This is a genomic window from Peribacillus sp. SRI_006 (assembly GCF_057586375.1).
Window position 1 is genome coordinate 140,584 of the sequence record NZ_JBYCZT010000005.1, and the last position, 14,628, is coordinate 155,211.

Below are 14,628 nucleotides of genomic sequence, written 5' to 3' on the forward strand. Positions count from 1 at the left end.
TGTGATGTAAGCAAAATGAACATAATTAACATAAAAGTATCCCTTAAAGTTAATAGAGTTTTTAGACCAAAGAGGTGTGTAGAAGTGAAGAAAGGTAAATGGAGTCTACAGTTTACTATTATGATACTGGTGTGTGGGGTGGTAGCCCTCTCATTATTCATTACAGATATTCTCATTAGCCAAACAGTTGCAGATACTATAGAAAAGAGCCAGACTGAAAAAGCAGTAAACGTGGCACGCATGGCAGCACAAACCCCGCTTGTAATCGAAGCGTTAAGTGGAAATGAAAACAATCAGGAAGTTCAGCAATTTACCAATAGGATTAAAAAATCGACAGATGTAGAATTTGTAGTAATAATCGATAATAATGGAATCCGGAAAACTCACCCCGATCCAAGTAAAATAGGAAAAAAATTTGTTGGAGGGGATGAGAAAGATGTGTTAAGAGGTAGAGAGCACATCTCTATCTCCAAAGGAACTTTAGGCAGGTCTTTGCGTTCTTTCACCCCTGTTTATGATTCAGAGGATAATCAAATTGGAGCCGTGGTGGTCGGTATTTCCCTTCAAAAAGTTAATGATGCTGTGTTAAAAAGCCGTTTTAATATTTATGTAGGAACCGTTTTTGGAATATTGACCGGAATTGCCGGCGCAATACTTTTGGCAAGGTATATTAAGAAAATATTATTTGGGCTGGAACCTTTTGCTATTGCGAAGGTTCTAAAAGAGCGAAATGCCATTTTACAATCAGTTCGAGAGGGAATCATAGCGGTAGATCAGAGTTCAACCATTACTCTCGTAAACAAAGCAGCTTTAAAGATATTTAAGAAAGCGGGCATTAATGAAAATCCAACGGGTAAAAAGGTAACTGGTTATATGCCTGACTCAAACCTGGATAGAATCCTGAAGACCGGAATAGTCGAATTAGATAAAGAGCAGGATTTAAAAGATAGTGTCTTACTAGTGAATAGGGTACCGGTATTTGTGAAGGCTGAAATCGTAGGGGCTGTGGCTACATTTCGTGATAAAACAGAAATACATCTGCTGGCGGAACAGCTTACTGGAGTCCGCTTATATGCTGAATCGTTAAGGGCCCAGTCGCACGAATTCATGAACAAACTTCATGTAATACTTGGTATGGTGCATATGCATTATTATGATCAGCTTGCAGCATATATTAGTGATCTTGTTGACCACAGAGAAAACGAGATTGGCTTTATTACCAAAACCGTTAAAGATCCAGTACTAGCCGGTTTTTTAATTGGAAAACTAAGTTATGCAAGGGAAGCAGGTGCTAAGCTGGCATTATCCTCTGACTTTCAATTGCCCGAACCAGAAAATGCAGCTATTACTCATGAGCTAATTACGATAATAGGAAATTTGATTGACAATGCTATAGAAGCAGTAGAAAAAAGGCCCGTTAAACGAATTGAATTAAAGTTTGATTATGCAGATGATATTTTAACTATTGAAGTTCATGACACTGGACAGGGAATATCTGATGCCAATCTTAATCATATCCTTCAAAAAGGATATACAACAAAAGGAGAGGACAGGGGGATTGGTTTATATTTAGTTAAGGCAAGCCTGGATAAGCTAGGAGGAGATCTCAATATTAGTTCAAAAGAAGGTCAAGAAACAACGTTTGTGGTTTATATACCATACAAAGCAAGGATGATGTAGGATGATTAAGGTAATGATCGTAGAAGATGACCCGATGGTTGCAGAGTTCAATAAGCGCTATTTGAATCAAGTCGATGGCTACGAATTAGCTGCTGTCTGTTCCTCAGTGGATCAAGCTCTGAATGTATTGGAAGTTCAAAGAATAGGGTTAGTTCTATTAGACATTTTCATGCCTGGGAAAAATGGACTCGATTTACTCTCGCAAATTCGAGAAAGTGAAAAAGAGATAGATGTTATTGTCATTTCTGCTGCGTCGGACATTGAGAGGATTCAGAAAGCATTAAGACTAGGTGCAGTTGATTATTTAATTAAGCCGTTTGAATTTGACCGTTTTAACGCGGCCTTATCAGCATATCGGAACAAATCAGATTTTATTCAAGATAAAAATATGCTAAATCAAGAAGAATTGGATTATCGAATTTTGCATCAAGAAGAAATTCATTTACCAGAGGAATTACCGAAAGGATTAGCACAAGATACCTTAAAGATTATATGGAATGTGATACAGGTATTTAAAAATTCTCCCTTTTCAACAGAGGAAGTCGTAAATGTGGCGGGTATATCCAGGGTATCAGTAAGGAAATATTTAAAATTCATGAAGGATATCGGTGTCCTTGATGTTAAGGTAATCTATGGAACGGTAGGCCGACCAGTCTCCCAACACAAATTTAATGATGAAAAGAGCCATATTATTCAACGTTATCTGTAAGCAGCCAAAGTGCTGCTTACTTTTTTTAATTACATAATACTAAAATTAGTTAAATAAGCTAGTGTCCTCCGTAAATGACTACTAAGATATAGACTGGCGATTGAGTTATTTATATATTTTTCATAAAGATTGAACAAATAAGCAGTAATGAGGAAATATTATTTTTGTGCTGTATATTTATTTTCCTTTTTACAGTTTTCTTTTAGTAATTACACTTCCCCAGGGAAGAATATACTCTATTGCCTGGTAATGATCATTTTTAAATATACATTTTTAGGAAGAGGGAACGTCTATGACAGCTTATGAAAAGACAAAAACGGGTTTGGTTACAACTTTAAGAGGAAAAGGTGTTCTGTCAAACCCATTTATTAATAAAGGGGTCGCTTTCACTAAGGAAGAAAGAAAGGAGCTAGGATTGGTAGGCTTGCTACCATCCCAGGTGCTTACTCTTGAGGAACAAGTAAAAAGAGCTTATGAACAATTCTCCACTCAACCTAGCAATATTCGGAAGAATGGAATGTTATATGATTTATTTAATAGGAATGTGGTCCTGTTTTACCGTCTACTTAAAGACCATCTAAGTGAAATACTGCCGATCATTTACACACCTACTGTAGGAGAGGCTATTCAACAGTACTCCCAGGAATATCACCGTCCAGGAGGTCTTTACCTATCTATTGATAATATGGAGGGAATGGAAGAGGCATTTAAAAACCTGGACCTTTCATCTGATGATATCGATTTAATAGTTGTTACAGATTCTGAAAGTATTCTTGGAATCGGAGATCAGGGAGTTGGTGGAATTAACATAGCCATTGGCAAATTGGCAGTCTACACAGCAGCTGCGGGAATTGATCCAAGCAGGGTGCTGCCTATTGTCCTGGACGTTGGGACAGACAATGAAAGCCTGATTAGTGATCCACTGTATATTGGTAACAGGTTTGGGCGTGTTCGCGGTGATGAATACACCGAATTCATTGATTTATTTGTTAAAATGTCTCAGGCCTTCTTCCCAAGGGCATTACTTCACTGGGAAGATCTAGGAAATATAAATGCACGAAATATAATCGATACTTATGGCGAGAAAATTCTCACTTTTAATGATGATATACAAGGTACAGGTGCAGTAACACTAGCCGCCGTAATGTCTGCCTTACAAGTAACTGGTGTTCCTTTAAAGGAACAAAGGGTGGTTGTTTTTGGTCCAGGTGCAGCAGGAATCGGTAATGCTGATCAAATGGTTGAAGCCATGATCCTAGATGGTGTTTCCAGAGAAGAGGCATATGGTAACTTTTGGGCCGTCGATTATCGTGGATTGTTGATAGATGACATTCCAGATGTTTTGAAATTCCAAAAGTCGTATTGCCGGAAAGCTGAGGAAGTCGAGGACTGGGAGCGGAATGAAGTCGGAATTATTCCATTGCTAGAGGTAATAAAAAAGGTTAAACCAACCATCTTAATCGGCACTTCTGGTCAAACAGGGGCTTTCTCAGAAGAAGTTGTAAAAGAAATGGCAAAGCACGTGGAACATCCTATAATTATGCCGATGTCAAATCCGACTTCCTTAGCGGAAGCTGTTCCTGAAGACCTTATAAAGTGGACTCAAGGTAAAGCCTTGATAGCGACAGGAAGCCCATTTGATGATGTTGACTATAATGATGTGATTTATTCAATCGGACAATCTAATAATGCATATATTTTCCCAGGACTTGGACTTGGTGCAATTGTCGCAGAAGCAACAAAAGTCTCTAAGGGAATGCTTGCAGCAGCCTCATCTGCTGTTTCAAGATTATCGGATAGCAGTAAGCCTGGTGCTTCTTTACTCCCTTCAATCAAACAATTGCAAGAGGTTTCTAAATCTGTCGCCATTGAAGTGGCAAAGACTGCCATTGAAGAAGGCATTGCGAAAGCGGATATAACAGATATTGAAAAAGCAATAACAGAATCCATGTGGAAGCCGGAGTACAAAACTATACGTGGGAAATAAATCCAGATTATTTTGTTGTCTCAAAAGAAAGGGGATCCGTTTTAGGGGAATCTCCGTATAAGTCAGTCATAGTTATCTTTTAAATAGGACAATTTTTTGGAAAGAGAAGTGCATCTCGAGTGAATATTGGGAATATATTTTTAACATTAATACCAATCTTTTTTACAATTATTATTGGTTATTTGGGTGGGTATTTTAAAGTTTTTAATTCAGAATCATCCAAAGGGCTTAACACGTTAGTTACAAAATTTGCATTACCTGCACACTTATTCATTGGGATCACAACAACCTCAAAACAAACCTTAATTAATCAATGGTCATTTTTCTTAACTATGACCATAGGTGTTATTGGCTTTTACATTATCCTTTTAATAGTGGCTCGTTTTGTGTTTAAATTCGATTTAACTAAAGCATCTATGTTTTCATTAAACGCAACTCAGCCAGCTTTTGCTTTTATGGGGATATCTGTATTAGGCAGCTTGTTTGGGGCGCAAGAGATAGCTATACCTATTGCGATTACCGGTATTGTGGTGAATGCCCTTCTGGATCCATTAGCAACAATAGTTGGTACGGTCGGACAATCCGGATTGGGTAAATCTAAAGATGAAAAAACAAACATTCTGGGTATCGTTTTGCATGGTCTTAGCGAACCGCTTGCATGTATTCCCTTACTTGCTGTTGTATTAACACTATTAGGGTTCCAGGCACCGGATATCATAAAAAATGCGCTCGATCAAATTGGGTCAGTGACATCTGGGGTTGCATTATTTGCTGTTGGTGTAACCGTGGGTATCCGTAAGATTAGCTTACGACCAATTGCTTTTGGTATTTCCATTTTAAAAGTTGTGGCTATTCCATTATATATGATTCTGGTTGCTCATCTAATTGGACTTGATCATGCAGATACAATTAAAGCCATTTTGCTAGTATCATTTCCGGGATCTGCTGTAGCGGCAATGATTTCAACTAGATTTGATTCGTTATCAACTGAAACAGCATCTTCATTTGTAATTAGTACCATTCTTTCTTTAATTACATTACCTATCTATATATCCTTGTTAATGTAGCCTTCTAAGTATCCATCCTTCTTGGATGGATACTTTTCAACGGAAGTTTGTGAAATACTTAACAAACTTATTGTATAACATTAACCTTTTTTTGAAAAGAGGAGATGTGTTGGCTATTTTATTTAAGGCTATGTTAAAGGTAAAGGTAAAGGTAAAATAATAAAATAGATAGTTTAAAAGGCGTGGATGGCGTTTTAATAAAGGTAAAAGCCCAGGAAAATGCGTCGCAAAAAGTATCAATTGCAAAAATTCGCTATAAATCAAAATAAGGTTATAATAAAAGAATTTGTGTAATTACACATTCGAATGCAGCAGTTGATGAAATTTTAAATCTAAACCTTCGGCGTACAGGAATCATAGTTAAAAGCCAAATTATCTATGATCAGGAACGGTTTGCTGTTCATTTAGGTGGGACTGCGACATAACTGAAAGAATTTTAGGGACATCGGTATTGGATTAAGACAGGGCCTTATTTGGGGGCAAAGCAAAGAAGAGGACTTATATCTTAGGGTATACTAGGCTGAGCCGATACGAAGCAAAGTATGGGTTTTCGTTTTGTGATAAAAAGGAATGAAGAATCGCATTCTACTAAAATAGATTATTATTCCTTTGACAATCACCTGAAACTCCTTTATATTTAGCTAGTAACTTTAGTGCTTAAAAGCGTTTCAGTAATTATGAGGAGTGAAAAGGTCCGATCCTTACCTCAGTGAATACACAACATGAAAGCGGGGAAATACATCATGCGTCTTGAAGATGCAAAGCTAAAACTCTCCTTACCTGAAGCAATCGGGGTTTTGGCAGTTCTTTTCTTAATCATTGCAACTGGCATCATTCATTATGGACTTGCCCCCCATATTCCAATTATAGCGGCAATCCTATTTCTATTTGTTTATGGAAAGTTCAAGAAGCTGCCATTTTCGATTATGGAGGCAGCTATCGTAAAAGGTGCAGGCACTGGTATGGGAGCCATCTATATATTCTTTTTCATTGGAATGCTGATTTCGATCTGGATGGCAAGCGGGACAATCCCTACCATCATGTTCTATGGGTTTGACTGGATTTCTGGTGAATATTTCTATGCAATCACATTTCTGGTGTGTTCGCTAATTGGGCTCTGTATCGGGAGTTCACTTACAACATCAGCAACAATCGGCGTTGCTTTGATAGGGATGGCGGCGGCGATGGATTTATCGTTGGCGATTACAGCAGGTGCTATCATTTCCGGTGCATTTCTTGGCGATAAAATGTCTCCATTATCCGACTCTACCAACCTTGCATCAGGAACGGTTGGAGCACCATTATTTGAACATATTAATAATATGCTTTGGACTACGATTCCAGGTTTTTTCATATCGCTTATCATCTTTTACTTCCTTTCACCGAATGTCAAAGTTGCTCGCGTTGAGGAAATCGAAGCCATGACCAAAGCCCTGGAAATGGAAACGAATATAAGCATATGGAGTTTGATTCCGTTTGTCATCGTTCTAATCATGGCTTTGAAAAAGGTGTCAGCGATTCCGACATTGTCAGCAGGAATCATTTCGGCGGCTGTCATTGCTTTCATACAAACCCCAAGTTTGACGGTTGCAAAACTAGCGGATATCTTATACGGCGGTTTTGTACTGAAGAGTGGAATGGAACAACTTGACTCAATCCTATCGCGGGGCGGAATTGAAAGTATGATGTTCTCCGTTTCGATGGTGCTGCTGGCTTTGGCGATGGGCGGATTATTGTTTGAATTGGGAGTCATTCCTTCTATTTTAAATGCAATCCAGGATTCATTGACGAGTGTAGCGAAAGTGATTTCCGCTACTGTATTTGCAGGAATCAGCGTGAATTTCCTAGTGGGTGAACAGTATTTGTCAGTTATACTGCCTGGGAAAGCTTTTCAGCAGAAATATGAAGATTTAGGCCTGCAGCCCAAAACGCTTGCGAGGGTACTAGAAGATGCGGGAACAGTTGTGAATCCTTTAGTTCCTTGGGGTGTCTGCGGTGTATTCCTGACACAGGTATTGGGTGTTTCAACCCTTGAATATGCTCCGTTTGCATTTTTCTGCCTACTTTGTCCTTTGCTTAGCCTGATTTCTGGCTTTACTAAAATCGGTATCCATTATAAATGAAAAAACAGGCGGTCGGATTCGACTGCCTGTTTTTTTTGTGATAACTTCCATAACCTTATTGAGAAGGGAAACCCCTGCCATGAACAGAAATGCCAGGGGTATTTGATCGTTTATTTTGAAGATGCGATCTCATCTTTTGGGATGGATACGACTTTTTCTTTCTGTTCAAGTAAATTCATTCGCATGACGACATTTTGGAATATGCCCATTGAAAGCATGAGCAGCAGTAAGGAAGATCCTCCATAACTGATGAATGGAAGGGTGATCCCTGTAATTGGGATAAGTCCGGTCACTCCGCCGACGTTGATACCGACTTGAATGCCGATCATGGATGAGATGCCGATCAATAAAAGACTTCCAAATGGATCTTTGCATTTGGCTGAAAGTACAAATCCCCTCAGGACAATAAAACCTAGTGTCAATAGAACGAATCCCACTCCGAATATCCCGAGCTCTTCTGCAATGACGGCCATGATGAAATCAGTATGTGATTCAGGCAGGTACCCGTATTTTTGTACACTGTCACCAAGTCCCACTCCAGTAAGGCCGCCGGATCCTATTGCGAATAAGGAATTCACGAGTTGATACCCGCTTTCTCCTGCTTTTCCGAAAGGGTCTGCAAACCCGGTAAAACGAGATAACTTATTTTCAGAAAGAACGGCTGAGAAATTTCCTGTCACGAGCACCCCCAATGCAAATATGGCAACGAATATCGCAGTGATCAAAGAGAGTTTGAATATACTCTTAAAAGACATCCCGGATGAAATGATCATGGTACTTGAAATCAGGAAAATGACCGCTGCCGTTCCATAATCAGGCTGTATTCCGATTAAAAAGCAGATGAATACCAGAAAGAAAATCGGCGGGATGACGGCTTTATCAATACTATTGATTCGATCCTGCCTTTTTCCGTAAATGGCTGCCAGATAAATGATCATGGCTAACTTGGAAAATTCCGCAGGTTGTATCGATGCTGTCCCTAACTTGAACCAGCTTGTGGCATTTCCTGCTGTATGGCCGAAGACAAACAACAGGAAAAGGATACCGGCCATGCCAAACATCATAGACATCAAGAACATTTTGTTTTTGTACATCTTATAAGGAAGAATCATCGTGACGATCATTGCCACGAATGAAATGAGAAAGGCCGTTTTTTGTTTCTCAAAGAAGAAATCCATGGACTGGCCGTATCGAGCGACAGCAGTGACCATGCTCGAACTGTAAATCATGACTAAACCAAACAAACAGAGTAATACGACAGCGATGAAAATAGGGAAGTCGTATGCTTTAATTATTCTTTTCACTTGTGCGCTCACCTCAAATATGTATGCGCGAAAAAATCGCCTTCTTATATAGTAACGGAAAATCGGTTATATAGATAATAATTTATATTCGATAATATGAATTTATCCTCCATTACCCGGTATTAAACACTAAAACCGATAAACTTGTCTGCCGGATTAGCAGAATTTCGATTCTTATATACATTACCTTCGATAAAAAAGTGAATATTCCTTTTAATAACGAAAAAAATTTACTATATATTCCATTTTAAAGTGCTATCATGTCTGGAAGTTAACTAGTTAATGGTATTTGCGATGGAGGTGGATTCATGGAGCTTCACCAATTGAGTTGTAAAACGTGATGTGATGCAGTGGCTACTGTAAACTGTAAACGAATTTGTTAGTGTAATTCATCTTAAGGGGAATACACCGATTAAGCGGCAGGGAGTCGGTCAGGAATCTTATGAAGAGAAAGAACCGGTTGTGAAGTTGGTTCCAAGCGATTATATTATACAGGCTGCTTTGTCTCTGGCATTATATAAAGAGGGTTCAGGGGAGAATTTTCGTACGTTTTGTGAAGTATAAGAACGTATATCTGTTCAAGAAAAGTGCTCAGGCGCTCTAATCAATTCTTCCAGGCATCCTAATTTCACTTTTAAAAGGGCGTTTTGAGAGCTGTGCAGCCGATAAGTTTTGCTGCATTTCAGAGGAGGTGTTCCTCCTCGGTCGATCTTTATTTAAAGCATAAAAATGATATGGAGTACCGATAAAAAAAGTTAAAGCAAGGGGAGTAGTTATGGAAGAAATACATGACAAGTTGGAAGTGTTTTCTCCGGCAACAGGTGAGAAGATTGCGGAAATCGTCCCAACACCATTGAATTCGATTCCTCATATATATATGAAATCAAGACATGCGTTCCAATCATGGTCGAATCTTCCCATCAAGGAACGGCTGCACTATTTAAAACGGCTCCGTTTATTGATGGTTGAAAGGATGGATGAAATAGCAGAAGTCATTTCAAAAGATGCGGGAAAAGTGAAAATTGAAGCGCTGGTTGCTGACATCATGCCAACGATCGATGCAATCAAGCATATCGAGAAACATGCAGTGAAAACTCTTTCCGGGCGGAAGGTCACCACTCCACTCTTGTTAATTGGTAAAAAATCTTATGTCCATTATATGCCCCGTGGAACGATTCTCGTCATTTCACCCTGGAATTATCCGCTGCAGCTTTCCATGGTTCCCATTCTTAATGCCCTAGCGGCTGGAAATACTGTCATCGCCAAACCATCAGAGGTAACTCCTTTAGTTGGGGCGTGCATCGAAAATCTGTTTCTTGAAGCTGGTTTCCCAGAAGGAACAATACAGTTTGCCCATGGAGGGAAAGAATTGGGTGCGGCATTAACTGAGCAAAAACCAGATTATATATTTTTTACTGGATCTGTAAGGACCGGAAAAATGATTGGTGAGGTTGCAGCAAGAGACCTGATCCCAACGACTTTGGAGCTTGGCGGTAAGGATCCGATGATCGTTCTGCGTGATGCTAACCTGGAACGGGCTGTGAATGGGGCTCTTTGGGGGGCTTTCACAAATAGTGGGCAGGTGTGCATGAGTGTTGAAAGGGTTTATGTGGAACGTCCTGTTTATAAGGAATTCCTGATGCTTCTTAAAGAAAAAACGAAGTCCATGAGGCAGGGGGTGCAATCGCAGGATGATATCGGTTCAATGACTTTCCCTAAACAAGTCGATATTGTGGCTGACCAACTGGAGGATGCACTGAATAAAGGGGCCGTACTTGAAACCGGAACACCTCCGAAAGAGTGGAAAACGGGGCAGACCCATTTCATTCCGCCGACGATTCTTTCCAATGTCGATCATTCCATGAAAATCATGAAAGAAGAAACGTTCGGACCCGTGTTGCCTGTTATGCCTTTCGATACGGAGGAAGAAGTGATCGCCCTGGCAAATGAAAGTGAATATGGACTCAATTCCAGCGTTTGGACAATGGATAGGGAAAAAGCAAGTCGGATTGCATCACGGTTAGTAACCGGTGCGGTGACGATCAATGATGTGCTGATTACGGTTGCTAATCATCATTTACCATTTGGCGGTGCCAAACAAAGTGGGGTTGGCCGCTATCATGGCGAGCATGGATTGAAGATTTTCTGCCATGAAAAAGCAATCATGATCGATAAAGGGAAAAACGATACAGAAATACAATGGTATCCATATGAAGGGAAATACACGAGTTTTTTATCGCTGTTTCAGGACTATTTTTCTGCCAAACCGAACTGGATTCGTTTCGGCAAAGAATATTTATCGTTGGTAAAATTATCTAAAAGGAACAGAAAATGAGATTCACTTTAAAAAAAGATTGTTATTTTCATAACGAGCGCGTATACTATTAATATACTTAATAACTGATTTTCCTTTTCAAAGGGGAGTAGCGTTAGGGTTCGCCCTAAAACAAAGTCGTCATTACGTGAATGTTAAACATTCATCGGCTTTGTTGACATGATTTCATGTTCAGCAAGACCTTTGCCTATACGGCAGAGGTCTTTTTCTTTTTGCCAATGCCAATAGGAAGGAAATACCACTATTGGAGGTTGAATGGATGGAAGTATCAATGTTATTGGAATATGGCTGGGTCCTACTTATCTTGGTTGGATTAGAAGGGATACTGGCTGCAGATAATGCAGTCGTCATGGCTGTCATGGTTAAGCATTTGCCAAAAGAACAACAGCGGAAAGCCTTGTTTTATGGTCTGATGGGAGCTTTTGTTTTCCGTTTTGCCAGTCTATTCCTTATTTCCTTTCTTGTCGAGGTGTGGCAAGTTCAAGCAATCGGTGCGATTTATTTACTTTTCATCGCTTTTCAGCACATTTACAAAAAATACGCTGGTAAAGGTGAGAAGGAAATCACGAAACCTAAAAAGCAATCCGGCTTCTGGATGACCGTGGTAAAGGTTGAAGCGGCTGATATCGCTTTCGCAATCGATTCCATGTTGGCTGCCGTCGCGCTGGCTGTTACACTTCCTGCAACAGGCTGGATGCAAGTCGGCGGTATTGACGGAGGGCAATTCGCTGTCATGTTCCTCGGCGGCATGATCGGGTTGATCATTATGCGATTTGCGGCAAATGCGTTCGTTAAGCTGCTTCATCGGCGTCCTTCACTTGAAACGGCAGCATTTTTGATTGTGGGTTGGGTTGGTGTGAAATTGGCGGTACACACACTTGCACACCCTTCACTTGCTTTCATTGATCATCATTTCCCTGAATCAACTCTTTGGAAATCGATTTTCTGGACTGTATTGATTGGAATTGCAGCAGGTGCATGGATCATTTCAAGCAAAAAAGAAAAAAAAGAGAAAGAAGAGAAAAAAATACAGGAAGCGTAAAAAAACAGGCGTGCCGGTCACGCCTATTTTTTTTGCTTCTTAAAGTATTTATGGAGATGACCCTCAAAAGCGCAGGTATGTTTACGAATGATATGTTAAAAGATGTGAATATTAAATTCCGGTTATAAAAATGACAATTGTCCCATTGTATTGGGCAAAAAAACGGAAAAAGATATTTTACTGTAATTGCACTGTAACAAACGAGAAAAAACTAAGTATTTTATCATGTTGATAAATTATGTGATTTCATTTTTATCGCAAAAATAGTTCTTTTGGTACTGTCTTTTAGACTCCCTCCGCTTAAGATAAGTATGTTGATGCGTATTTTATGTTCAACAGGAGCGAGGTGAGCAAATGCTTGGTTTGTTGTTTACAGCATTCAAAAAAAAGCGTTCTTTAGAAGAAACCGTATTGAAAATTCAACAAGGCGATAATAGCCTTCGTAATGATACTATAGAGTCATTCAAACCTTTTATTGCAAAAACAGTCTCATCGGTTTGCAAACGTTACATATACGAATCAGATGATGAATTCAGTATTGGAATGATTGCTTTTAACGAGGCAATTGAAAAATACTCCCCGGAAAAAGGCCGTTCTTTATTGGCATTTGCCGAAACCCTCGTTAAACGAAGGGTTATAGATTATTTAAGAAGCCAGTCCAAACATAAAGAAATCCTATTGGATTTAACACTGAATGATGAGAATGATCAAAGCCAAATATATATCGATAATGAAAATTCCATCAATGAATACGAGATGCAGAAGGAATCGGAAAGAAGAAAAGAAGAAATTCAGCTTTATATAAGCCATCTAGAGGATTTTGGTCTGTCATTTGAGGATTTAGTTGAAAACTCTCCCAAACATGCAGATGCCAGGAAGGGAGCTATTATGATCGCTAAATTGTTAATGGAAGATGACGAACTGAAGGAAATCCTGTTTGCAAAAAAGCGGCTGCCCGTAAAACAGCTTGAGGGAAAAGTGGAAGTAAGCAGAAAAACGATTGAACGGAACAGAAAATACATCATTGCCGTGGCAATCATAATAAACGGAGATTTTTTGTATTTGAATGATTATATAAAAGGGGCTATCGATGAATGAAAAAAGGAGTTATTCTTTCAGTTAATAAACGATTTGTAACCCTATTGACCCCCGAGGGTGAATTTCTGAAAACCAAAAGGCAGGAAAGGGAATATGAAGTGGGTGAGGAAATCACTTTTTCACCTGCAAAACAAAAATTCACTTTAGCCTTTTCCAATATTCATTCATCTTTCAAAAAAACGGCCGTGCTAAGCATTGCCTCCACCTTCCTGATTCTCTTTTCAATTCTTCCTTCTTATTTCTCTGGTCCTGTGTCGGCATATATGACGATAGATGTGAATCCAAGCATTGAATTGGAGCTTGACGATGATTTAGAAGTTCTTAAGCTTACAGGATTAAATGAAGACGGAAAGCTTGTGATCGGTCAGCTGAAGGACTGGAAAGGCAAGGATATAAAGGCTGTTACAAACCGAATCGTTGAAACGACGAAGCAACTTGGTTATTTGAAAGGAAATAAACAAATAGTCGTTTCCACAACGTTAATGGAAAAAAATAAAGAACTGGATAAGAATTTAAAAGCGGAGATAAAAGAAATATCTAAGCAGGATAATGTTTCCAAAACAAAGATGAAAGTGATCCAGGCAACAAAAAGCGATCGGAAGCAAGCTAGGGAACAAGGCATATCCACGGGTAAGTATCTCGAAAAGAAGTTGAATGAAGATAAAGATAAGATAAAGGTCAATAAGAGGGAGCCTGCCCCGGCGCCAGTTAAAAAAGTCGAGGAAAACGTTGTTATTCCGAAAGAAAAGGGCGTAATGCTAAGTGCGGAAAACAAATCGGATGGAGAAAAGAAAAAAGAGAATAATGAAAATGAAATAAAACAAAAGCCGGCCAATGAAGCCAAACCGACTGAACGGAAAAACGCGGGAGTTACCGAAATTAAGGAACAAGCCGAACGGGAAGATACAAGTGGAAAACGGAATGCGATAAATGGATATAAAGAAAAAAGCAACGAGTCAAAAGGGAAATCGGATAGATATCAAAGCGAACAATCAAAGGACAAGCAGAAAAATGAACAGAATGATAAAAAGTTCGATGAAAAAAAAGTTTCATCACTCAAAGAAAAGAATAGTGATGATTCTATAAAGCCCGACAATAAAAATAAGCAAAATAAACAGGGTAGGCATGATAGACAAGATAAACAGGATAGGCAGGAAAAACAAGGTAAACAAGGTAAACAAGGTAAACAGGGTGAGCAGTATAAACAAGATAGGAAAGATTGGGATAAGTCGAAAAGGGGTAAAGGCAATAATGGAAACGGAAATGGACATAATCATTAAAAA

The 14,628-nt window shown here is 39.2% G+C and carries 10 protein-coding genes; 9 read left to right on the forward strand and 1 reads right to left on the reverse strand.

Annotated elements, in window-relative coordinates:
• Positions 1–84 precede the first annotated feature (84 nt).
• The 5 genes from dcuS to nhaC all read left to right on the forward strand — a co-directional run bounded on the left by dcuS (position 85) and on the right by nhaC (position 7,566).
• Positions 85–1,680 carry a DcuS/MalK family sensor histidine kinase gene (gene dcuS / locus AC2YHV_RS08625; RefSeq protein ID WP_487373043.1) on the forward strand — a complete coding sequence of 532 codons (1,596 nt, stop codon included), beginning with the start codon at positions 85–87 and terminating at the stop codon, positions 1,678–1,680.
• Position 1,681: 1 nt separating this feature from the next.
• Positions 1,682–2,389, forward strand: coding sequence for a response regulator (locus AC2YHV_RS08630; RefSeq protein WP_034314228.1), 708 nt, complete (start codon positions 1,682–1,684; stop codon positions 2,387–2,389).
• 292 nt (positions 2,390–2,681) lie between these two features.
• Positions 2,682–4,376 (forward strand): NAD-dependent malic enzyme, encoded by a 1,695-nt coding sequence (locus tag AC2YHV_RS08635; protein WP_487373044.1) that lies wholly within the window; start codon positions 2,682–2,684, stop codon positions 4,374–4,376.
• 119 nt (positions 4,377–4,495) lie between these two features.
• On the forward strand, positions 4,496–5,443 hold the full coding sequence (locus AC2YHV_RS08640) for an AEC family transporter (protein ID WP_063576982.1): 948 nt from the start codon (positions 4,496–4,498) through the stop codon (positions 5,441–5,443).
• Between the two features lie 743 nt (positions 5,444–6,186).
• Positions 6,187–7,566: a Na+/H+ antiporter NhaC gene (nhaC, locus tag AC2YHV_RS08645; RefSeq protein ID WP_098865239.1), complete on the forward strand. Its 1,380-nt coding sequence runs from the start codon at positions 6,187–6,189 to the stop codon at positions 7,564–7,566.
• A gap of 110 nt (positions 7,567–7,676) precedes the next feature.
• Here nhaC and AC2YHV_RS08650 read toward each other — a convergent pair whose 3' ends face one another.
• The gene (locus tag AC2YHV_RS08650; protein ID WP_268564740.1) at positions 7,677–8,870 is read right to left on the reverse strand and encodes an FtsW/RodA/SpoVE family cell cycle protein; all 1,194 of its coding nucleotides are present in this window, start codon (positions 8,868–8,870) and stop codon (positions 7,677–7,679) included.
• Between the two features lie 775 nt (positions 8,871–9,645).
• Here AC2YHV_RS08650 and AC2YHV_RS08655 point away from each other — a divergent pair.
• From AC2YHV_RS08655 to AC2YHV_RS08670, 4 genes are all read left to right on the forward strand, one after another.
• Complete coding sequence (locus AC2YHV_RS08655; RefSeq protein ID WP_487373045.1) at positions 9,646–11,205, forward strand: aldehyde dehydrogenase family protein; 1,560 nt, start codon at positions 9,646–9,648, stop codon at positions 11,203–11,205.
• 259 nt (positions 11,206–11,464) lie between these two features.
• Entirely contained in the window at positions 11,465–12,247 is a 783-nt protein-coding gene (locus tag AC2YHV_RS08660; protein ID WP_487373046.1) for a TerC family protein, read from the forward strand.
• A 354-nt stretch (positions 12,248–12,601) separates the two neighbouring features.
• Positions 12,602–13,345: an RNA polymerase sigma factor SigI gene (sigI, locus tag AC2YHV_RS08665; RefSeq protein WP_054397036.1), complete on the forward strand. Its 744-nt coding sequence runs from the start codon at positions 12,602–12,604 to the stop codon at positions 13,343–13,345.
• Entirely contained in the window at positions 13,342–14,625 is a 1,284-nt protein-coding gene (locus AC2YHV_RS08670) for an anti-sigma factor domain-containing protein (protein ID WP_487373047.1), read from the forward strand. The genes sigI and AC2YHV_RS08670 overlap by 4 nt, the downstream gene beginning before the upstream one ends.
• Positions 14,626–14,628 lie beyond the last annotated feature (3 nt).